This window comes from Acinetobacter towneri, assembly GCF_017498585.1.
Taxonomy (GTDB): domain Bacteria; phylum Pseudomonadota; class Gammaproteobacteria; order Pseudomonadales; family Moraxellaceae; genus Acinetobacter; species Acinetobacter towneri.
In genome coordinates this window covers 1,764,564-1,786,400 of record NZ_CP071766.1, presented here as the reverse complement: position 1 = coordinate 1,786,400, position 21,837 = coordinate 1,764,564, and the positions used below count along the sequence as shown (strand labels likewise).

Here is a 21,837-nt window from a genome sequence, read left to right as displayed (position 1 = left end):
TTAAGAGAACATTAATAAAGATTTTTCTTTGTAAACTTGAGCATTGTAGGTGCCTAATCTAAATTTGTGGCGTGATCGAGATGTGTCATATATTGGGCTGACTGTGGTATAGGAGCAAATATGTTCGTCGTTTTGGTGGAAGATGATCCTTATATTGCCCAAAGTATTGTGGCAGCACTCGAATTTTTAAGTATTTCAGTCGAACACGTGAATAACGCGCGCAATGCCGATTACTTCATACGTCATAGTGCGGTAGATCTGTGCCTGCTCGATTTAGGTCTGCCTGACCAAGATGGTTTACAGTTACTCGAAAACTGGCGTAAAGATGCCATTCATATTCCAGTATTGGTATTAACCGCGCGGAATCATACTCAAGACTGCGTACAGGCGCTCAACTTAGGAGCAGATGACTACCTAACTAAACCTTTTGAATTAAATGAACTGATTGCCCGTGTATATGCATTAAGCCGCCGTCATCGTGGTTATTCATCGAACCAACTGCAAAGTGGTCAGTTACACATGAACCTCGATACACAAGAAGTCAGTTGGCATTCACAAAACATTCAGCTTTCACGCCGTGAATATAGCCTATTGGAAACCTTTTTACGGCATCCGAACCAAATCTTAAAAAATGAAGAACTGATAGATAAAGTGTATGGCTTTCAAGACAGTATCGAAAGCAATGCCTTAAATGTGCATATCTACCATTTACGGCATAAAATCCACCCCGATTTTATTCAAACGGTGCGTGGTGTCGGCTACATCTTTAAACCTGAGCTGCTGACATGAAAAACTACAGTCTGAAATGGCGTTTGGTATCGACCATCAGCTGTGCATTTATTTTGCTGTGGGTGATTGTCTTTGCATGGCTCTACCATGACTTGGAACAACGCTTACAAAATACGCTGGATGAACGACTTTCTACCTCAGCCCGTATGGTCGCCCGCCTGATTCAGCAACTGCCCCTAGAACAACTCACAGAAAGTTTGCATGCCGAATCAGAAAATGCCTTGCTACATAGTTTAATTGCTTGTGAAGTCTCTATTTTCCGTGCCGATGTTTCATTACCACAGCATGTGATTGCACGCACTCAAGGCGCACCGAAAAATTTAAAAAACCAACAAGTCGGTTTCAGCACATGGACAGAAAATGGACTGCAATGGCGTAGTTATGTACTGCGTGAAGGTGAAGTTCAGGTGGTGGTGGCTGAAAAAATTCAGTTACGGCAAAACCTACTTAAACAAATTTTACAGTCGGTACTGATTCCTTTACTGCTTACTTTGATTATTTGTATTTTGCTAATTTTGTGGATTATCCGTCTGGAGTTTTTACCGCTCGATCACATCACCCGCCACTTAATTCAGAAAAAACAATCTTTAGATGAAGCTTCTCGTTATTTAATTGAACTGAGATCACAAAAAATTCCTAAAGAAATTCAGCCTTTTGTCGATAACTTATTGATGCTGATTGAACGCCTACATAAAAGTCTGGAACACGAAAAAAACTTTAGTGCATTTGCTGCGCATGAACTGCGCACGCCGTTAACGGCTATTAAAACGCATGTGCAACTGAGCCAATTGATGTTGAATCAAACCGCATCTGCCCAAGATACAGCCAAAGTCATCGACAATTTAAAACACGCAGAACGCAGCATCCAACGTTATCAACAACTTTTGGAACAACTGTTATTGCTCAGTCAAACTGAAGCAGGTATTCAAGCGGCACATAGCCATGCAGATATGCGTAGCGTATTAGAAACAGTCTTGTCGGAACTGACTGTGGAATATCCCAATTTATCAGCGAAATTACAGATTGATTGGGCGAGTTTGGTAGCACAACACATTAATATTCCAGCGCCTGCGTTGCACATGGTACTGAAAAACTTGATTCAAAATGCTTATTTGCATGCAGAGGATGCGCCAAACATTCAAATTTATATGCAAGACCTGCAATTGATCATTGCAGACCAAGGCAAAAGCCTGAATGAAGATGATTTTACCATTCTGACTCAGCGTTTTTGGCGTAAATCTGCGCATAAACAAGGCTATGGCTTAGGTCTAACTCTAGTCAAAGTATTATTAGAGCAATATGGCTACCTACTTCAATTTCAGGCTAACCAACCGCAAGGTTTAAAAGTGATTGTCAGTTTTGATGCAGCACCTTCTGCAACAGAGAAACAACAGACGGATTAAGCTTTTCTGAGCTTTAACAGCAAATAAAGCAAGATTCAGAACAAGATCACTTAACTTTTGCCAATACCGAACATATTGCTCTACTTTACGATAACGCCATTTTTAAGGTGATTTTTGAAATAAAAGGTCAATGCGTTCTAAAATTTTATCTATGATGTAGATGCTGCGGGCTATTGAGTAGAAGAACATTGGCTAGAAAAAAATTGCTGAAACTTTCATCACCGTTTTTTTGTTCGATACCACGTCATATTTTTAAATGAGGTAGATATCCGTGCAGATCGTGCATGTGCTTGGTCTTGTGATCAATCTACAACTTAATTAAAGTGTACATAAAACCAACAGCACCCCACTCAAAATATAATACGCAGCGTAGGAGCATCTATTCCAGACTAAAATATAGATAAATATATCAATCAAAGCATTCCATTTAAGCTCATGTTTTATTTAAATAAAGTTGAATTTTTAAAATATCTTATTATCGAAATGATCTTTCTATCGAATCCATAACCACTTGAACGATGATCACAAAACGTATTAGATGATCCACTGCAGTTTGTGTGGTCATCTACTTTGAATGAACTGAAAAAATGGAATCGCCATTTTTTATAAACAGCAACGAAATATCATGCTATAAAGAAATGCGATATTGATGTTGGTTGTTTTCTGGCTTTGACATTCCGAATCAAACCAGTTCAAGTCACTCGCTTGATCAGTCGTTACAGAAAACAAATGAATAGATTTGGTCAGTTGTTTTAGAATATAAAAATCAGCAAAAAAAACTAAAAATGTAATTTTTTAACATTGCGAATTCCCTGCAAAGTTTTCATTATAGAGCCTCATTTTGGCACACGCTTTCTACGTCAAATTAAACAAATTACAAAAAAAATGTGGAATTTTATGCCATAATTAGCAAACTTTGCAGACATCTTGCAAAGTATTATTGCAATTATTTATTGGAGCAAGCGGAATGAGTTCGACCATTTTGGTTATTCATGGACCGAATCTAAATTTGCTAGGAAAGCGTGAACCCGAAGTTTATGGTTACCTCACTCTTGAGGATATAAATCAACAGCTCATTTCACAAGCGCAAAAAGCATCAATTTCTATAGATACTTTCCAAAGTAATTGGGAAGGCGCAATTGTAGACCGAATTCATCAAGCCGCGTTAGATGGCACACAATATATCATTATTAACCCTGCTGCATTAACGCATACCTCTGTTGCGGTACGTGATGCCTTGTTAGGGGTCGCTATTCCATTTCTTGAAGTCCATTTGTCGAATGTGCATGCACGTGAGGCGTTTAGACATCATTCATATTTATCAGACAAAGCCATTGGTGTGATTTGCGGTTTAGGCGCAAAAGGCTATGCCGCAGCACTCGACTTTGTTCTTGAAAAAATTCAACCTACTACACAATCTTAAACTAGGAATACTGTCCATGGATATTCGTAAAATCAAGAAACTCATCGACTTGATGATTGAATCTGACTTACAAGCGATTGAAGTTAAAGAAGGCGATCAGTTGATTGCATTAACTCGTCGCAGTCCAGTAGTAGCGGCAGCAGTTCCTGCAATGCCTGCACCTTCTGCAGAAGTACCATCTGCACCTAAATCTTCACCACGTGGTGCTGTTGAAACTTCTCCAATGGTTGGCGTGTTCTATGCAGCACCAAGCCCAGGTGAAGCACCATTTATTAAAGTGGGTCAAACTGTTTCTGCTGGTGAAACGCTTGGCATTATCGAAGCAATGAAAATCATGAACCCAATTGAAGCAACTCAAAGTGGCGTGATTGAAGAAATTCTAGTTAAAAATGGCGAAGTGATTCAATTTGGTCAACCACTCTTCCGCTACCGCGCTTAAGACCTCGGGGATTCACAATGTTGCAAAAAGTTTTAATTGCAAACCGTGGTGAGATTGCCCTGCGCATCACCCGAGCTTGCAAAACTTTAGGGATCAAAACCGTGGGTATCTATTCAGATGCCGATAAAGACCTGATGCACTTACGCTTTTGTGATGAAGCCGTGTGTATTGGTCCGGGTGCGAGCAGTGAAAGTTACCTGAATATTCCTGCAATTATTACTGCAGCAGAAATTACAGGTGCAGATGCCATTCACCCTGGTTATGGTTTCCTTGCTGAAAATGCCGAATTTGCTGAAATTGTAGAAAGTTCAGGTTTCATTTTCATTGGTCCACGCCCTGAGCATATTCGCTTAATGGGTAACAAAGTTTCTGCAATTACTGCAATGCGTAAAGCTGGCGTACCAACTGTACCGGGTTCAGCACACGCCGTTACACCACACAATGCTTTAGCTGAAGCCAAAGAAATTGGTTTCCCGCTCATTGTAAAAGCGGCTGCTGGTGGTGGTGGTCGTGGTATGCGTATTGTAGAGCGCGTAGACACCCTGCTTGAATCAGTTCAAGCGGCTCAACGTGATGCAGAAATGTGGTTTGGTGATGACACGGTCTATATGGAACGTTTCTTACAAAAGCCACGTCACGTAGAAGTACAAGTATTGGCTGATGGTAATGGTCACGCGATTCACCTTTATGACCGCGACTGTTCTTTACAACGTCGTCACCAAAAAGTTCTTGAAGAAGCGCCAGCACCTAACTTACCAGAACAAGCACGTGCCGATATTTTAGAAGCGTGTGTTAATGCATGTAAGTTAATGCAATACCGTGGTGCAGGTACTTTCGAATTCTTATTTGAAGATGACGAATACTTCTTCATTGAAATGAATACCCGTGTTCAAGTTGAGCACCCTGTAACTGAAATGGTGACAGGCATTGACATCATTGAACAACAATTGCGTATTGCTGCAGGTCTAGGTTTAGACATTGAGCAAGATCAGGTTGAAATTCGTGGTCACGCAATCGAATGTCGTATTAACGCAGAAGACCCAACCACCTTCGTACCTTCACCGGGTAAAATTGAACACTTCTATGCCCCAGGTGGTGCAGGTGTTCGTGTAGATTCACACATCTACGAAGGTTATAGCATTCCGCCGTATTACGACTCAATGATTGCTAAACTGATTGTGCATGGTAAAGATCGTGAAACCAGTATTGCGCGTATGCGTCAAGCCTTGGATGAAACCATCTTAACAGGAATTAAAACCAACATTCCTTTGCACAAAGACTTAATTCTGCAAGATAAAAACTTCTGCAAACAAGCAATGGATATTCACTATCTTGAAAAGCATTTGCTAAAGCAACTTGCAGGCAATGAAGAAGAAAAAGCATAAGCAATTTAAGGTTGCTTAAGTTTAAAATGAAGAGCTGATGATTCAACATCAGCTCTTTTTTATTGTTGAGAATAAAAGCTAAACCGTTCATCTATGCAGATCAGTGTGAAGAAAAAACCAATACTCCAAATGAAGTATTGGTTTAAAATTGACTTAAAAACTGAGATCATTTTAGATCATCGAATGATGCAAAATACTAGACAAGATTAATCTAAAAACTCAGTCATGAATGCCAATACTTCTGCGGTTTTTTCGGCATGCAACCAATGCCCTGCATGAGCGACTGTTTCAACTTTTGCGTGAGGAAACTGTGCTTGAATAGCGGCATAATGCTCAGGTAACTCAATATAAGGTGAATTACCGCCACGAATAAACAAAGTATTGACATCACTATGCACCGTCTGCCATGACAAAATTTCGGCATAATGTTCATGTAGCGCATTTAAGTTAAATAACCATTGCCCTTTGCTAAATGACTTCATCAAAAATTGCACAACCATTTCTTCTTGAAGATGCTCACGCATAATTTCCATTGCCGCTTGGCGACTTTCAACTTGTGCATCTTGCACAGCAAACAAGGCTGTAAAAATTTGATCGTGACGATTTTCAGGATAAGCAAAAGGACAAATATCCAATAAAACCAATTGCTGTAAACGCCCAGCAGCCAGAGGAGCTAAAGTCATTGCAACTTTACCGCCCATTGAATGCCCAACCACAGAAAACTGTTCGATATTCAAGCTGTTCAACGTTTCTAAAACATCTTGTGCCATTGCTGCATAATTCATGTCATCACAATGCGCAGACTTACCATGATTGCGCACATCTAATTGAATTACGGTGCGCTGTTCTTGAAATGCACGTGCGAGCATGCCTAAATTACTCAAACTACCAAATAAACCATGAATAAAAACCAAAGGTGGCAATGTAGATTCAGGCTGATTTTGCGTGATTTGATAATTTAACAACATAAAATAGACTCTAAACTTGAATTCAAATGATTGATCTATTTAATGAGTTTTGAGTTTATAAATCAAATTTTATATGTGCTTTTTACGGTGAAACTTATAATATTGCTTAGGCTATTTGTGTGAGCCTAAGCAATAACATACAAGATGAACTTTTCTTAAAATTTTATTTAAAATAATTCAAAGGCAACTTCAAATAACGAATGCCGTTGGCCTCAGGTTGTGGGAACTTACCTGCGTCCATATTGATTTGAATTGATGGCAGAATCAATTTAGGCATCGTTAAAGTAGCATCACGCTGAGTTCTCATCTCAATAAATTCAGCTTTGCTTACCCCTGTATGAATATGAATATTCTGCTCTTTTTGAGTTTTGAGCAGTGTTTCATGTTCATATTGTTCACGTGATTCTGGTAGATAATCATGGCATAAGAACACTCGTGTTTCTTCAGGCAATGCGTATAGCGTTTGCACAGAATCGTACAACTGCCCTGCACTGCCTTTCGGGAAATCACAACGTGCCGTACCATAATCAGGCATAAACAAAGTATCACCTACAAATACAGCATCACCGATCACATAGCTTAAACAAGCAGGCGTATGCCCCGGTGTAGGGATGTTATAGGCTTGTAATTCACCAATCGTAAAAGTTTCATGATCGTCAAACAGATAATCAAATGATTGATGTGAATTGAAATACTTGATATCCAAGTTATAGATAGCACTAAATGTTTCTTGCACAATCGAAATTTTATGGCTCATGGCAATTTTACCACCCAACTGCTCTTTTAAATATTGAGAAGCTGTCAGGTGATCGGCATGCACATGCGTTTCTAAAATCCATTCAACCGTTAATTCATTTTTTTGGATGTAAGCAATGATTTCATCGGCATGAATTGTTGAAGTAGTCGCAGATGCAGGGTCATAATCCAACACGCTGTCAATAATGGCACATTGACGCGTTACAGGATCACTTACCACATAACTGAATGTATTAGTATTTTCATCAAAAAAATGCTGAATATCTGCGTGCATCTTATGCTCCTGCAACCTTACGATGAATGAGAATCCCCACCAACATTGCAACAATGAAATAGATTGCTTGATAATAACCTAAACCAATCAAGGTTAGACTTGGCGCTGGACAAATTCCTGCAACGCCCCAACCGATACCAAAAATAAAACTACCTGTGATCAGTTTAGAGTCAATTTGAGTTTGTTTAGGCAAATCAATTGGTTCATTTAAAATGGTTTTTGGTTCAGCTTGGCGCATAATTCTTTGGAATGGAATAAAGGCAACCGCAATTGCACCCATCATAACAAATGCCAGACTTGCATCCCATGTACCGAAAAGATCGAGGAAGTTTAAAACTTTTTCAGGATTCGACATACCAGAAAGAATCAATCCAGCTGAAAAAATACCACCGAAAACAAAGGCTAAGAAATTTTTCATTTAGAATGCTCCTGTGATATGGCGGATAACATAAACGGTAATAAAGCCAGCTAACATAAAGGTAGCTGTTGCTGCAATGGAGCGCTTAGATAAACGACTCATGCCACAAATACCATGTCCACTGGTACAACCAGAACCCAAACGAGTACCGAAACCAACCAACAATCCCGCCACAATCATCATCAATGGGCTTGCATTCAATTCAACTTTAGGTTGAGCCACGATGCCATAGAAAAAAGGCACAATGAAAATACCTAACACAAACCACAATGCAGGCGTTTTGAACAGCGTTTGCGGATTTAATACTTGAGCCAGTAAACCACTAATGCCTGCAATACGACCATGAACATATAAATAGCCCACGACTGCAAGACCAAGCAATCCACCACCGATTAATGCCAGCAGATAATCATGCATTTTGAACACCCAAAACAATATATGTTTTTATAATATATTATTGTAATTATTATTCAACTATTCTCTTGTAAGTTTTGTAAACTTCATCTGACTATTCGTCTATGTTTGCGATGTGAGAGAGATTTCGCAAGTTTTTGGCTGATATTAAGTCATAAGGCAGAAAATTTAGTCATTCTAAATGACTGCCTCATAACGTAATAAAGATATATCAAAATAGACAGCAACGACAAAAGTTGAGGGCATTAGACTCATTTGTGAGCAAGCGCAATAAGTTCTTTTTTATGCCGACGAATTACACGTTTAGCAGCATCTAACATAATGCGATTGGTAGTCTCATCATCACCAAAGTCAATAGGTTTAGCTGGACACATTGGACGAGCTTTTCGATCTTCGATTGTGTAGTCTTTAAGACGCTTACCCATACTGCACCTCTCAGAATTTCTTAACTTTCACTAATATAACCCCAGTTACGGATAAGCCAAAGATTTAATCACATGAATTTTAGGCTTATTCTTTTGGCAAAGTTGATACGCACATAGTGAAGAAAATACGCTTGCTAAAAAACCAGCAATCGAACGATATTTACTCGTAACTAAGTGATATTTTTCTTTCAATAATCCTATCAATGTTTCAATTCTTTTACGTTGTCGTAGATGAAATTCATCAGAAAATGGCAATAAGGTCACTCTCATATTTTTTCTTGGATAAGTAATTAAATCAATGCCTTGCTCTTTAAGTGTTTCTTTCAATGGTTGGCTAATGTAGCCTCTATCACCATAGACCGTTGCTGATAAGCCATTCACTAAATCCTCAACTTTTTTAAGATCAGCAATATGTCCGTTTGATAAATCTGAATTTACAATTTCACCCTCTTGATTCATCAGCAAGTGTAATTTGCAACCATAAAACCAGCCCATCGTACTTTTACCACGAGAAGCAATCTCATCTAAAGCATGATGACCTTTAGGGATTCTTTTATTTTTACAAACAGGTAAAGGTGTTGAATCAATCCATAAATATGAACTTTCATCTTTTTGGCTCAACGCATAAAGCAAAGCATGAATAGCAAGTTGGTGCTGATTGATGAGGGTAATCAGGTTTTTATAACAAGGCAAGTCTTTAAAGAGTTTGCTTTCAAACTGACAAAGCAAGTTAAAAAACATCTTAAAATTATGTACTTGAGATGTTTTATAGTAGATGGAGATAGCCACAATTTCTGATAAAGATAGCGTTGCTTGTCTGATACGTTGACGTTTGTTTTCTTGCTTGAGAAATTGCCAATAGATGGGTTCAAATTTTTTGAAAAAATCATCAACAATACAAAAAATTTCTGTAAAATCGTACATGGTAGTTAGAGCCTTTGGGTTGTGTCGTAACTTTCTAAATGGCTCTAACTACCTTTTTTTCAAGGGCTTTTCTTATCCGTAATTCGGGTTAATATAACATAAAATTTAGTTTGTTAAAAAATCATCAATACGAGTTTTTAATTACCCTATTTATTGCTTAAAGATAACTTTTTTTGTTATTAAATGGTCGCTTGGAACAAGAATCACTGAGATGAAACGAATAGGAATAGTTGCTACATTCATACAAGAACAAGCATCTGTATGCTTTGGACTCAAAACAATATAAAGTTCAACATATCATGCATCTACAATATCTACAAAATTAGCATTTAAAACTTTTGCCAAATCGCTTGGTGTTAAACCAATATCTAATCCCCGCTTCCCTCCACTCACATACATAGTTGCAAGCTGTTGAGCGGATGCATCAATCACTGTTTTCAGTTGTTTCTTCTGCCCAATTGGACTAATGCCCCCAACCAAATAACCTGTCAAACGCTCAGCATCTTTAGGATCAGCCATGTGTACTTTTTTACACTGAAAAGCAGCCGCAACTTTTTTAAGATTTAATTGGTAATGGACAGGTAAAATCGCCACAAAATAATGCTTATCATCACTGACCAATAAAGTTTTAAATACTTCTGTGACATCTAAGCCTAACTTCTCCGCAGCTTCTAAACCAAAACTTTTAGCATTATGATCATGTTCATATTCATGCATAGAAAATTGAATTTTCTTGGCTTTTAAAAGTTTAGCTGCTGGAGTCATTGAAAAAATACTGTAAAAAACGATGCTCAAATTATACGCTTGATTGAGATTAAAAGTGAATTCGCTTAGGCCATTTTTAAATATAAAAGTAACTATCGAAAAAATAGCCTAAAATCATTAACTTGGTTTACGTGAATTTTCAACCAACACGTTAGCTAAGCGCTGTGCATGCGCAATCACGCGATCCAACCAACGTTGTGCCGCCAACAACTCTAAACCTGTCGCAGCATTGAGCTGATTCACGGCAATATATTGCAGCACTTTTTCACGGTTTTCGGCACGTTGATCTTCTGTCCATTTTTTCAAATTAGATAATTCGGTATTTAGACTTAGTACATGTTTATGCACATCAAAATCATCCATTTCTTTTAGATGTTCATCAAGAATTTGTACAAAATCTAAGCCAACTTGATAAATTGCAGGTTGGGTGCGTATTTCTTTTGCTAAAGTAATATTTTCCAAATCACTTCGTAAAACACGTAAATACACCATCAAACGAAGCATCGCCATTAAACGCTGTTGATCGGCTTCATTTTCTGAAATCGACATTTCTTCCAAATAGCGTTGGACTTGAATGAGTACTTCATCTAGCTGTAATAAACGTACTTTTGAAGGTAATCTTCCCTCTTGGATAGCCAGTTTTAGCATCACTAAAACGTCATACAAACTATGGTAAATCACCTTTGATGCAGCATGAATAGCCAAGGCGGGCACAGATAAACTCGCTTGATCGAGATAACATAAAACCGATTGAGTTTTATCTGGGATAATTTTCATAATCAGTTTTTCGAACTGACGGATAAAAGGCAAAATAATCAAAGTACCAGAAATACTGAATGCTGTATGAAATGCAGCAACAATCACCACATTGTCCCATGTTGCCATAAGACGTTGATTTTGTGTTAGCTCAAGAAATAACGGTTTTAAAATAATAAAAGCAAAAATGGCTGAAATGATGTTAAAAATCACATGAACCGCTGCAGTACGTTTGGCATTTGCAGTTGAACCAATTGCAGCAATAATGGCTGTCGCCACCGTACCAATATTCTGTCCAATCACCAAACCTAAAGCCTGTTGCAAATCAATCGCACCACTGGCCAATGCTGCTAAGGTCGCGGTAATTGCAGCACTTGAAGATTGCAACAGAATGGTCATGATAATACCGACCAAAACCAAACTGAGTTGCGCAATCAAAGATCTACTTGAAAATACTGATAAATCGACACGTTCAGCAAAACCTGACATGGCAACTTGCAACATATCAATGCCAAGGAAAATCAGACTAAAACCTGCCAATGTCATTCCAAATAATGCAACTCGCCCCTGACTAAATAATTTGAGCATTGCACCCAAACCCAGCAAAGGTAATGCAAAACTGGTGATGGAAAATTTAACACCTAAAAATGCCACCATCCAACCCGTACTGGTTGTGCCAATATTCGCACCAATAATGACACCAATTGCCTGAGCAAAAGTAAGAATCCCCGCACTAACAAAACCAATCGTGGCTAAAGTTGTTGCCATAGAAGACTGTACAATTAAAGTTAAACCGATGCCTGAAAGCACAGCTTTAATGGGTGAACCTGTGAACTTAGACAACCAAATACGCAAGGTTTCCCCTGCCATATCTTTTAAGCTGTCCGTCATCATGGTCATACCAATCAAAAATAGGCCAATACCACCACATAATTGTACAAAGACTTCTAACACACTTACTCCCTGTGCAATAAGCAATTTTCAAAGTGCTAAAAAGCCGATATTGTACGTACTTTTATCTTAAAATTGCAGTTTATTTGTTCTATTCCAATAGTTTATATTAAATAAAAAACTTGTCATCAATTTGACATATTATTAAAACCTAAGGATAGATCAGACTCCATTGGTTTATCCAATCATTCGATAAAACAAAACGAAACCTCTGTATTATGCTGACACGATACAATTCAAATCTGTGAATGGCTTGACTAGGTCAATCGCTCACCTCAAAATCAGTATATATACTCACATACGCCAAAATGACAGATATAGTTTTAATATGATTTTTAATACTTTTAGAAAATATCCATCTATAAAAATATTCAGTATTGGTTGTACTGTTTTAACGCTAGCAGCTTGCTCTCCACTAGGAGGTGGTTCTCTTGCAAAACGCTCAGCTAAACTTTCTACAGGGATCCAAAAGGCTTATGCTGTGCATCCTGATACAGCAAATCGTGTAGCACCAATCATTGTACAAAGTGCAGAACAACATAATGTTGATCCTCTGCTTGTCGCTGCAGTTATTAGACAAGAATCGAATTATCGTGCCTATGCTGTTTCACCTTCAGGTGCAGTTGGGTTCACACAAATTATTCCACGTTATTGGCAGCAGACTTGTCCTGGCGATTTATTCCATGAACATACCAATATCAACTGTGGTACATTTATTTTAAATCATTATAAAAATCAGTCGGGTAAATGGCCTAAAGCTTTGGCCTATTACAATGTGGGACCTACTGGCTACAATAGTAATCGAAAAAAGAAAAAGCAAGGTAAACGCTACGCGAAACAAGTCAAACAGCACCAAAAAAACTTAAAAGATGCACTTTAATTTTGACTTACTAGCTTAATAAAGTAGCCAATACCCGTTGAATTAAAGCCATCCTCAGATGGTTTTATTTTCCTTTCTTTTTCTACTTTTCTTCTTAATATTTTCTTTCTCCCATAAAAAACACCCTCAACGTGAGTTGAGGGTGTTCGAATAATGAGCTGGCGATGACTTACTCTCACATGGGTAACCCCACACTACCATCAGCGCGAAGAGGTTTCACTTCTGAGTTCGGGAAGGGATCAGGTGGTTCACTCTTGCTATGGTCGCCAGCACAACTGTTTATGGACTTGTTCGGGTCTTAGTTACTCTGCTTTTGCATGTAATGCCTTACTTTGTTCCAAATGAGTTATTAACAGGTTGGCTATTGGGTCTGAATTTTATTGTTTAGCGTTAACTAAATCAAGATCAGTCTGAATTGACTGATTGGATTTGAATCGATTGAGCATACAACCCCAACTGTTTGGGTGTTGTATAGTCAAGCCTCACGAGCAATTAGTATTGGTCAGCTTCACATATCGCTATGCTTCCACATCCAACCTATCAACGTCGTAGTCTTCAACGGCTCTTTAGGAGGCATAAAGCCTCGGGGAAATCTTATCTTGAGGTAGGCTTCCCGCTTAGATGCTTTCAGCGGTTATCCCTTCCGAACATAGCTACCCGGCGATGCGACTGGCGTCACAACCGGTACACCAGAGGTTCGTCCACTCTGGTCCTCTCGTACTAGGAGCAGATCCTCTCAAATTTCCAGCGCCCACGGTAGATAGGGACCGAACTGTCTCACGACGTTCTAAACCCAGCTCGCGTACCTCTTTAAATGGCGAACAGCCATACCCTTGGGACCTGCTTCAGCCCCAGGATGAGATGAGCCGACATCGAGGTGCCAAACACCGCCGTCGATATGAACTCTTGGGCGGTATCAGCCTGTTATCCCCAGAGTACCTTTTATCCGTTGAGCGATGGCCCTTCCATACAGAACCACCGGATCACTAAGACCTACTTTCGTACCTGCTCGACTTGTGGGTCTCGCAGTTAAGCGCGCTTTTGCCTTTATACTCTACGCGTGATTTCCGACCACGCTGAGCGCACCTTCGTACTCCTCCGTTACTCTTTAGGAGGAGACCGCCCCAGTCAAACTACCCACGGACATGGTCCTCGTCCCGGATAACGGGACAGAGTTAGAACCTCAACATTACCAGGGTGGTATTTCAAGGACGGCTCCACTCGGACTAGCGTCCAAGTTTCAAAGCCTCCCACCTATCCTACACAAGTAAGGTCAAAGTTCAATGTCAAGCTGCAGTAAAGGTTCACGGGGTCTTTCCGTCTAGCCGCGGGTACACCGCATCTTCACGGCGAATTCGATTTCACTGAGCCTCTGCTGGAGACAGCGCCGCCATCATTATGCCATTCGTGCAGGTCGGAACTTACCCGACAAGGAATTTCGCTACCTTAGGACCGTTATAGTTACGGCCGCCGTTTACTGGGGCTTCGATCAAGAGCTTCGCTTACGCTAACCCCATCAATTAACCTTCCAGCACCGGGCAGGCATCACACCCTATACGTCCACTTTCGTGTTTGCAGAGTGCTATGTTTTTAATAAACAGTTGCAGCGGCCTGGTTTCTGAGGCTGTCGACAGCTCAAGGAGCGAGTCCTATCACCATCAACAGCGTACCTTCTCCCGAAGTTACGGTACCATTTTGCCTAGTTCCTTCAGCAGAGTTCTCTCAAGCGCTTTGGTCTACTCGACCTGACCACCTGTGTCGGTTTCGGGTACGATTCCAGTGTAACTGAAGCTTAGAGACTTTTCCTGGAAGCAGGGTATCAGCCACTTCACTGTACAAGTACAGCTTGCTATCAGATCTCAGCATAGAGCACCCCGGATTTGCCTAAGATGCATGCCTACTTCCTTTCACCTGGACAACCAACGCCAGGCTGACTTAACCTTCTCCGTCCTCTCATCGCATTACACTGAAGTATTGGAATATTAACCAATTTCCCATCGACTACGCCTCTCGGCCTCGCCTTAGGGGTCGACTCACCCAGCCCCGATTAACGTTGGACTGGAACCCTTGGTCTTTCAGCGAACGGGTTTTTCACCCGTTTTGTCGTTACTCACGTCAGCATTCGCACTTCTGATACCTCCAGCAGACTTCTCAATCCACCTTCTTCGGCTTACAGAACGCTCCCCTACCACGTATACAATGTATACATCCGCAGCTTCGGCACATAGTTTTAGCCCCGTTACATCTTCCGCGCAGGCCGACTCGACTAGTGAGCTATTACGCTTTCTTTAAAGGGTGGCTGCTTCTAAGCCAACCTCCTAGCTGTCTATGCCTTCCCACATCGTTTCCCACTTAACTATGATTTTGGGGCCTTAGCTGGCGGTCTGGATTGTTTTCCTCTTGACTACGGACGTTAGCACCCGCAGTCTGTCTCCCGGATAGTACTCATTGGTATTCGGAGTTTGCATCGGTTTGGTAAGTCGGGATGACCCCCTAGCCGAAACAGTGCTCTACCCCCAATGGTATTCGTCCGAGGCGCTACCTAAATAGCTTTCGGGGAGAACCAGCTATCACCGAGTTTGATTAGCCTTTCACCCCTATCCACAAGTCATCCCCTGGCTTTTCAACGACAGTGGGTTCGGTCCTCCAGTTAGTGTTACCCAACCTTCAACCTGCTCATGGATAGATCACCCAGTTTCGGGTCTATACCCAGCAACTATACGCCCTATTAAGACTCGATTTCTCTACGGCTCCCCTATTCGGTTAACCTCGCTACTGAATATAAGTCGCTGACCCATTATACAAAAGGTACGCAGTCACCAAACAAGTTGGCTCCCACTGCTTGTATGCATGCGGTTTCAGGATCTATTTCACTCCCCTCACAGGGGTTCTTTTCGCCTTTCCCTCACGGTACTGGTTCACTATCGGTCAGTCAGGAGTATTTAGCCTTGGAGGATGGTCCCCCCATATTCAGACAAGGTTTCACGTGCCTCGCCCTACTCGTCATCATTATGTGTGCCCTTTCGTGTACAGGACTATCACCCACTATGGTTGCACTTCCCAGAGCATTCCACTAAAACACACATAACTTAATGGGCTTTTCCCCTTTCGCTCGCCGCTACTGAGGGAATCTCAATTGATTTCTTTTCCTACGGGTACTGAGATGTTTCACTTCCCCGCGTTCGCTTCGTATGACTATGTATTCATCATACGATACCTACCTTAAGGTAGGTGGGTTTCCCCATTCAGAAATCTCCGGATCAAAGGATATTTGCCGCCTCCCCGGAGCTTTTCGCAGGCTATCACGTCTTTCATCGCCTCTGACTGCCAAGGCATCCACCACATGCACTTAATTACTTGACTATACAACCCCAAACAGTCGTTAACACTTACAAGTGAGTGTAACAACAGGCTTGCGCCCACAGTTTGTTGCTTTGTGCACTTAAGCACTGTACAGCTTCAATCTAAATTCATATACCAAAACGCTTGATTCAGTTAATTTGCTAGTTCTCATTTCAATTCGTAATTAAAACGTAACACCGAAGTATTACTGTCAATCTTGAATTAAATGAGTTGAACAATTTATTTCAGACTCAATTTTTGCCAATCTGTTAATGAATTAATGCGTCTTCGTCAGATCGCACTAAATACTGTGATATTTAAATCACAGAACTTAATAAACCATCAAATCTAATCATTCGATCTTTTATTAAGTTCTGCAATCTTTAGCTTAAAGCTCCAGTATATGTGTGCCTGCGCACAGCATAGCTGTTTGCTTAAATTTTAAGGAAAAGCAGTGCTTTTCTGATCTTAAAATTTGGTGGAGACTAGGAGAGTCGAACTCCTGACCTCCTGCGTGCAAAGCAGGCGCTCTACCAACTAAGCTAAGTCCCCAGCTTATCATCTGTGATTCGATGTATCGGATTATAGCCTGCGCACTCACTCACGTTCGTTTGCCTTGCGCTTCGCCTTAAAGCAGTGCTTTAAGTCTTGCTCATGGTGGGTCTGACAAGACTTGAACTTGTGACCCCACGCTTATCAAGCGTGTGCTCTAACCAACTGAGCTACAGACCCTCAGATACATCAATGAAGAACAACTTGTTGTGGATTCTTACCAATCGTCAATCTTTCGTTAAGGAGGTGATCCAGCCGCAGGTTCCCCTACGGCTACCTTGTTACGACTTCACCCCAGTCATCGGCCACACCGTGGTAAGCGTCCTCCTTGCGGTTAGACTACCTACTTCTGGTGCAACAAACTCCCATGGTGTGACGGGCGGTGTGTACAAGGCCCGGGAACGTATTCACCGCGGCATTCTGATCCGCGATTACTAGCGATTCCGACTTCACGCAGTCGAGTTGCAGACTGCGATCCGGACTACGATCGGCTTTTTGAGATTAGCATCACATCGCTGTGTAGCAACCCTTTGTACCGACCATTGTAGCACGTGTGTAGCCCTGGCCGTAAGGGCCATGATGACTTGACGTCGTCCCCGCCTTCCTCCAGTTTGTCACTGGCAGTATCCTTAAAGTTCCCATCCGAAATGCTGGCAAGTAAGGAAAAGGGTTGCGCTCGTTGCGGGACTTAACCCAACATCTCACGACACGAGCTGACGACAGCCATGCAGCACCTGTATGTAGATTCCCGAAGGCACCTTTCCATCTCTGGAAAGTCTCTACTATGTCAAGGCCAGGTAAGGTTCTTCGCGTTGCATCGAATTAAACCACATGCTCCACCGCTTGTGCGGGCCCCCGTCAATTCATTTGAGTTTTAGTCTTGCGACCGTACTCCCCAGGCGGTCTACTTATCGCGTTAGCTGCGCCACTAAAGGATCAAATCCCCCAACGGCTAGTAGACATCGTTTACGGCATGGACTACCAGGGTATCTAATCCTGTTTGCTCCCCATGCTTTCGCACCTCAGTGTCAGTATTAGGCCAGATGGCTGCCTTCGCCATCGGTATTCCTCCAGATCTCTACGCATTTCACCGCTACACCTGGAATTCTACCATCCTCTCCCATACTCTAGCTAACCAGTATCGAATGCAATTCCCAAGTTAAGCTCGGGGATTTCACATTTGACTTAATTAACCACCTACGCGCGCTTTACGCCCAGTAAATCCGATTAACGCTCGCACCCTCTGTATTACCGCGGCTGCTGGCACAGAGTTAGCCGGTGCTTATTCTGTGGGTAACGTCCACTTAGCCCAGGTATTAACCAGGTAAGCCTCCTCCCCACTTAAAGTGCTTTACAACCAAAAGGCCTTCTTCACACACGCGGCATGGCTGGATCAGGGTTCCCCCCATTGTCCAATATTCCCCACTGCTGCCTCCGTAGGAGTCTGGGCCGTGTCTCAGTCCCAGTGTGGCGGATCATCCTCTCAGACCCGCTACAGATCGTCGCCTTGGTAGGCCTTTACCCCACCAACTAGCTAATCCGACTTAGGCTCATCTATTAGCGCAAGGTCATAAAGAGCCCCTGCTTTCTCCCGTAGGACGTATGCGGTATTAGCATCCCTTTCGGAATGTTGTCCCCCACTAATAGGCAGATTCCTAAGCTTTACTCACCCGTCCGCCGCTAGCTCAGTTACCGAAGCAACCTCGCCCGCTCGACTTGCATGTGTTAAGCCTGCCGCCAGCGTTCAATCTGAGCCATGATCAAACTCTTCAGTTAAAATCATTTTGAAGTTTTAATCTAAACTTCCAAATCTGGCTCATCAATTTTCTGACTTAAATTTCGCTCAAATAAACTTCGAGTAATTTAAACCAATCAATCAATGAAATATTTTCGATCAATCAATCAGTAAAAATCCACACAAGTTGTTCTTCATAATCTCTTAATGATTTCCTGCTATTTCGTCAATAACAGCACCAATTCAATCAACACTGCGTTGGTGTGTTGCGTATTCTATACAGTTTTTGAATAGACGCAATATATTTTTTAGTTTTTTTTAAAAAAAAGCACCATCCGCCCAAATTTTAGACGCATTTCATATTTTTATCACACTTTTCTTATAATTTGTCTTTTTTTCGCACGTTACTGGATTGGTTTTTAAATAAATCCTTTTAAGGCGATAACAAAAAACAACCAGCTCAATGGAGCTGGTTGCAAATCAACATTAAAATCAACATTAATTGGCTTGTTCTGCAAGCCATGACATGAATTTTTGTCGCTCTGCTTTAGTGGCTTGTTGCCACAATTGAATCAATTGTTGCTCTTTGCCCTGTGTTTGTTTTGCTGTAGGCAATGTTACTGAGGTGGTTTTCTCAGATGGCAACACTGCTGCCGCGGTATAAACTGCTGCTGGCTGATTGACCGCAGCACTATTTTGAGTGGTATCTACAGTTTTATTAAGCCAACTACCACCTAACCACCCAGTTGAGTTTGCTTTAGCACCTGTTTGTTGTACCAGCAACTGATTCTTTTGATTATATAAACCAACGCTTGGTTGATCTTTGAATTCTTTTGCAGCATCGAAGTCTTTAGGTGGATTTACCAAAGCGAGTCGATAGTTTTCGCCATCTTGAAGAATTGGGGTTTTGAGTGTAATGACGCCTGATTTTAAAATATCGTGCGCACCATTATGATGTTCAAAATATTGTTGATAACGCAAGTTAATGACATTTTCACCCGCATTGACTTTCACTTGCTGTGCAGAACTGAATAAACCTGAACGAATTTGTTGATCATTTACAGCGAGCAACTTAATTTCTTCAGGTACTGCAATAGTTACTGCTGAAAATGCTGAACTACAAGCCATCAATGCAATACTTGCTATGCCTAATTTAAATGCCATATTTCACTCTATATCATTTATTAAAGTTTGATTGCACTATGCAATGTATAAATGACAGTTTTATGACAATTCATGGGTTTAGGCATTTGCACATGAATAAGTAAGTTGTAAGGCACATCACTACCCCCAGAAACAAAAAAGTAGGATGAATCATCATCCTACTTTTTTGTCTGTGCAGTATGTGTTGCTAGAGCTTAGTTAAAGCTTTTGAAACGTGCTGCATCATCCATAAATGTTTTTTCACCAGCAGGTGCTTCAATTGAACCAAACACCAATTGTGCACGTAGTTTCCAGTTTGCAGGAATGTCGTAAGTTTGAGCAACTTCTGCATCAATAATTGGGTTGTAGTGCTGTAATGATGCACCCACATTGATTTCAGATAAAGCTGTCCACGCTGCGAATTGTGCAATCCCTGTCGAATGTTCTGACCATACTGGGAAGTTGTCTGCATATAGCGGGAATTGCTCTTGTAGACCTTTTACAACATCTTGATCTTCAAAAAATAAAGCTGTACCAAAACCTGCAATAAAGCTATTAATTTTTGCTTCAGTGTTTGCAAATGCTTCTGCAGGAACCATTTTATGTAAAGTTTCTAAAACGATGTTCCAAAATTGTGTATGCGATGCACCGTATAAAGTCACAACACGTGAAGTTTGCGAGTTAAATGCAGATGGGCTTAAACGAACTGCTTGTTTGATTGTACTTTCAATAGTTGCCTGATCTACAGAAACATTTTTACCAAGTGCATAGATTGAACGGCGTTTTTCTAATTGATTTAAAAATGACATTTTTAATTCCTCTGCAGAATTTTGTATAAATTAATTGATACAGCGATATTAAGCTTTTTATTCAGCATAAACATTACAAAAAATACGACAGTGTGTTTTATGTATAGAACGATTATAGTTATATAAAGTGACAAATGTATGTGACTGCATTTAGGGTCTGTTGACATTTCATAAATGGCTTGCGCTGTAGGCTAAAACTGAGCAGATCAGGCATGAAACGCAGGGAATAGCGAGACTATTGCCAAGTTTCATAACGCAATCTGAGAAAGTTTTAGCCACAGCCTGAGCAAAAACAAGCACTGCTTTGTTTGCAGCGCAAGGCGCAGCGAAGGACGAGCATATTTTTTGCTGCTATTGCGTTATGAGTCAGTCATTTAGAATGACTAAATTTCCTGCCTCATGCCTTATATCAGCTAAAAAATATGCGTAGTCGCAAACATAGACGAATTGTCAACAGACCCTATTACCTTTTATTCTATAGATATAGTCTATTGCAATATAAATATGCTGCGGTTCGCTCTTTGTAGCACATAATAATAAGCTGATTTGACCAATCTTCATCAAATGCTGTTATTTAAGCATAGACTTTAAATTGATTTTGATAGTGTGCATGACTCCGTTCGGTTACTTCTTCTTCAATTGATCCAAAAACGAGTTGTGAACGTAACAACCATGTATCTGGAATATCAAAATGCTCTGCCACAGCACGGTCTATGTTTGGATTATAATGCTGTAAAGATGCACCCACGCCTGAATCTGCCAATGCTGTCCACACTGCAAATTGCGCCATGCCTGAAGTTTGCTCCGACCAAATTGGAAATTCTGCAGCATTAAATGGAATTTTCTTTTGCAATTGACGAATCACTTGTTGATCTTCATAGAACAATACCGTGCCAAAAGCTGCTGCACATTGTTCGATTTTCATTTTAGTACCTGCAAAAACCTGCTCTGGTACAAACTGACGTTGTACTTCCTGTACTAAATTCCAAAATTTTTTATGTGATTCAGAAAATAAAATAACCACGCGCGTACTTTGTGAATGATGTGCCGATGGACAGCTACGCACAGCTTCCTGAATCAGCTCGGTCATATAAGTTTGGCTAAAATGAACGCGTTTTCCTAAAGCATAAATACTACGGCGCTTTTTTAATTGATCGATGAAAGTCAGTTCATTTGCGTCATAGTTCGGCTTTTTCTTAAGCTTAAAGTCTTTCGTGATATCTGCTGTAAGCACATGACCAATTTTATTTAACAGTGTCATTTTGACTTCCCCAAAAAATCAATCA

At 40.8% G+C, this 21,837-nt stretch carries 17 protein-coding genes, 2 tRNA genes and 3 rRNA genes; 6 read left to right on the top strand and 16 right to left on the bottom strand.

Annotated elements, in window-relative coordinates:
• Window positions 1-120 precede the first annotated feature (120 nt).
• The 5 genes from J4G44_RS08650 (at window position 121) to accC (ending at window position 5,439) form a co-directional block, all read left to right on the top strand.
• On the top strand, window positions 121-789 hold the full coding sequence (locus tag J4G44_RS08650) for a response regulator transcription factor (protein ID WP_096902342.1): 669 nt from the start codon (window positions 121-123) through the stop codon (window positions 787-789).
• A complete protein-coding gene (locus J4G44_RS08645) occupies window positions 786-2,192 on the top strand; it encodes a sensor histidine kinase (RefSeq protein ID WP_104851943.1) in 1,407 nt (468 codons plus the stop codon). The genes J4G44_RS08650 and J4G44_RS08645 overlap by 4 nt, the downstream gene beginning before the upstream one ends.
• Before the next feature lie 967 nt (window positions 2,193-3,159).
• Window positions 3,160-3,615 (top strand): type II 3-dehydroquinate dehydratase, encoded by a 456-nt coding sequence (aroQ, locus tag J4G44_RS08640; protein ID WP_096902340.1) that lies wholly within the window; start codon window positions 3,160-3,162, stop codon window positions 3,613-3,615.
• A gap of 16 nt (window positions 3,616-3,631) precedes the next feature.
• Entirely contained in the window at window positions 3,632-4,054 is a 423-nt protein-coding gene (accB, locus tag J4G44_RS08635) for an acetyl-CoA carboxylase biotin carboxyl carrier protein (RefSeq protein WP_207973572.1), read from the top strand.
• Between the two features lie 17 nt (window positions 4,055-4,071).
• Window positions 4,072-5,439, top strand: a complete 1,368-nt coding sequence (gene accC, locus J4G44_RS08630) for an acetyl-CoA carboxylase biotin carboxylase subunit (protein WP_004973841.1) — start codon at window positions 4,072-4,074, stop codon at window positions 5,437-5,439.
• Between the two features lie 206 nt (window positions 5,440-5,645).
• Here accC and J4G44_RS08625 read toward each other — a convergent pair whose 3' ends face one another.
• The 8 genes from J4G44_RS08625 to J4G44_RS08590 form a co-directional block, all read right to left on the bottom strand.
• Entirely contained in the window at window positions 5,646-6,407 is a 762-nt protein-coding gene (locus tag J4G44_RS08625) for an alpha/beta fold hydrolase (protein WP_096902339.1), read from the bottom strand.
• A 163-nt stretch (window positions 6,408-6,570) separates the two neighbouring features.
• Complete coding sequence (locus tag J4G44_RS08620) at window positions 6,571-7,437, bottom strand: MBL fold metallo-hydrolase (protein ID WP_004973849.1); 867 nt, start codon at window positions 7,435-7,437, stop codon at window positions 6,571-6,573.
• Between the two features lies 1 nt (window position 7,438).
• Entirely contained in the window at window positions 7,439-7,855 is a 417-nt protein-coding gene (locus J4G44_RS08615) for a DUF6691 family protein (protein ID WP_004973852.1), read from the bottom strand.
• Window positions 7,856-8,272: a YeeE/YedE family protein gene (locus J4G44_RS08610; RefSeq protein ID WP_004973854.1), complete on the bottom strand. Its 417-nt coding sequence runs from the start codon at window positions 8,270-8,272 to the stop codon at window positions 7,856-7,858. It lies immediately after the preceding gene.
• A gap of 248 nt (window positions 8,273-8,520) precedes the next feature.
• Window positions 8,521-8,694, bottom strand: a complete 174-nt coding sequence (locus J4G44_RS08605) for a hypothetical protein (protein WP_004973856.1) — start codon at window positions 8,692-8,694, stop codon at window positions 8,521-8,523.
• Window positions 8,695-8,739: 45 nt separating this feature from the next.
• Window positions 8,740-9,618, bottom strand: a complete 879-nt coding sequence (locus J4G44_RS08600; RefSeq protein WP_207973571.1) for an IS982-like element ISAba4 family transposase — start codon at window positions 9,616-9,618, stop codon at window positions 8,740-8,742.
• Window positions 9,619-9,915: 297 nt separating this feature from the next.
• Entirely contained in the window at window positions 9,916-10,383 is a 468-nt protein-coding gene (gene ybaK / locus J4G44_RS08595) for a Cys-tRNA(Pro) deacylase (RefSeq protein WP_004973860.1), read from the bottom strand.
• 117 nt (window positions 10,384-10,500) lie between these two features.
• Entirely contained in the window at window positions 10,501-12,093 is a 1,593-nt protein-coding gene (locus J4G44_RS08590) for a Na/Pi cotransporter family protein (protein ID WP_180044565.1), read from the bottom strand.
• A gap of 325 nt (window positions 12,094-12,418) precedes the next feature.
• Between J4G44_RS08590 and J4G44_RS08585 the strand changes: the two genes are divergently transcribed.
• The gene (locus J4G44_RS08585) at window positions 12,419-12,970 is read left to right on the top strand and encodes a lytic transglycosylase domain-containing protein (protein WP_179991597.1); all 552 of its coding nucleotides are present in this window, start codon (window positions 12,419-12,421) and stop codon (window positions 12,968-12,970) included.
• 156 nt (window positions 12,971-13,126) lie between these two features.
• Here the strand turns inward: J4G44_RS08585 and rrf are convergent.
• The 8 genes from rrf to J4G44_RS08545 all read right to left on the bottom strand — a co-directional run bounded on the left by rrf (window position 13,127) and on the right by J4G44_RS08545 (window position 21,812).
• A 5S ribosomal RNA gene (rrf, locus tag J4G44_RS08580) occupies window positions 13,127-13,241 on the bottom strand.
• Window positions 13,242-13,441: 200 nt separating this feature from the next.
• A 23S ribosomal RNA gene (locus tag J4G44_RS08575) occupies window positions 13,442-16,333 on the bottom strand.
• A gap of 455 nt (window positions 16,334-16,788) precedes the next feature.
• Window positions 16,789-16,864, bottom strand: a tRNA-Ala gene (locus J4G44_RS08570).
• Window positions 16,865-16,967: 103 nt separating this feature from the next.
• Window positions 16,968-17,044: transfer RNA gene (locus tag J4G44_RS08565), tRNA-Ile, on the bottom strand.
• Between the two features lie 59 nt (window positions 17,045-17,103).
• Window positions 17,104-18,640: ribosomal RNA gene (locus J4G44_RS08560) — 16S ribosomal RNA — on the bottom strand.
• Together the 16S, 23S and 5S rRNA genes with 2 tRNA genes alongside form the textbook arrangement of a ribosomal RNA operon.
• Window positions 18,641-19,097: 457 nt before the next feature.
• On the bottom strand, window positions 19,098-19,763 hold the full coding sequence (locus J4G44_RS08555; protein WP_004976580.1) for a DUF2057 domain-containing protein: 666 nt from the start codon (window positions 19,761-19,763) through the stop codon (window positions 19,098-19,100).
• Window positions 19,764-19,957: 194 nt separating this feature from the next.
• Window positions 19,958-20,551: a nitroreductase family protein gene (locus tag J4G44_RS08550; RefSeq protein WP_207973570.1), complete on the bottom strand. Its 594-nt coding sequence runs from the start codon at window positions 20,549-20,551 to the stop codon at window positions 19,958-19,960.
• A 574-nt stretch (window positions 20,552-21,125) separates the two neighbouring features.
• On the bottom strand, window positions 21,126-21,812 hold the full coding sequence (locus tag J4G44_RS08545; protein ID WP_096901452.1) for a nitroreductase family protein: 687 nt from the start codon (window positions 21,810-21,812) through the stop codon (window positions 21,126-21,128).
• Window positions 21,813-21,837: the final 25 nt, after the last annotated feature.

What these genes read in the sequence shown, in the direction of transcription:
- aroQ (WP_096902340.1), top strand. Translation starts at nt 3,160, where the DNA reads ATGAGTTCGACCATTTTGGTTATTCATGGACCGAATCTAAATTTGCTA.
- J4G44_RS08545 (WP_096901452.1), bottom strand. Translation starts at nt 21,812, where the DNA reads ATGACACTGTTAAATAAAATTGGTCATGTGCTTACAGCAGATATCACG.
- J4G44_RS08610 (WP_004973854.1), bottom strand. Translation starts at nt 8,272, where the DNA reads ATGCATGATTATCTGCTGGCATTAATCGGTGGTGGATTGCTTGGTCTT.
- J4G44_RS08615 (WP_004973852.1), bottom strand. Translation starts at nt 7,855, where the DNA reads ATGAAAAATTTCTTAGCCTTTGTTTTCGGTGGTATTTTTTCAGCTGGA.
- J4G44_RS08650 (WP_096902342.1), top strand. Translation starts at nt 121, where the DNA reads ATGTTCGTCGTTTTGGTGGAAGATGATCCTTATATTGCCCAAAGTATT.
- J4G44_RS08625 (WP_096902339.1), bottom strand. Translation starts at nt 6,407, where the DNA reads ATGTTGTTAAATTATCAAATCACGCAAAATCAGCCTGAATCTACATTG.
- J4G44_RS08555 (WP_004976580.1), bottom strand. Translation starts at nt 19,763, where the DNA reads ATGGCATTTAAATTAGGCATAGCAAGTATTGCATTGATGGCTTGTAGT.
- J4G44_RS08550 (WP_207973570.1), bottom strand. Translation starts at nt 20,551, where the DNA reads ATGTCATTTTTAAATCAATTAGAAAAACGCCGTTCAATCTATGCACTT.
- J4G44_RS08645 (WP_104851943.1), top strand. Translation starts at nt 786, where the DNA reads ATGAAAAACTACAGTCTGAAATGGCGTTTGGTATCGACCATCAGCTGT.
- J4G44_RS08585 (WP_179991597.1), top strand. Translation starts at nt 12,419, where the DNA reads ATGATTTTTAATACTTTTAGAAAATATCCATCTATAAAAATATTCAGT.
- J4G44_RS08600 (WP_207973571.1), bottom strand. Translation starts at nt 9,618, where the DNA reads ATGTACGATTTTACAGAAATTTTTTGTATTGTTGATGATTTTTTCAAA.
- accC (WP_004973841.1), top strand. Translation starts at nt 4,072, where the DNA reads ATGTTGCAAAAAGTTTTAATTGCAAACCGTGGTGAGATTGCCCTGCGC.
- J4G44_RS08620 (WP_004973849.1), bottom strand. Translation starts at nt 7,437, where the DNA reads ATGCACGCAGATATTCAGCATTTTTTTGATGAAAATACTAATACATTC.
- ybaK (WP_004973860.1), bottom strand. Translation starts at nt 10,383, where the DNA reads ATGACTCCAGCAGCTAAACTTTTAAAAGCCAAGAAAATTCAATTTTCT.
- J4G44_RS08605 (WP_004973856.1), bottom strand. Translation starts at nt 8,694, where the DNA reads ATGGGTAAGCGTCTTAAAGACTACACAATCGAAGATCGAAAAGCTCGT.
- accB (WP_207973572.1), top strand. Translation starts at nt 3,632, where the DNA reads ATGGATATTCGTAAAATCAAGAAACTCATCGACTTGATGATTGAATCT.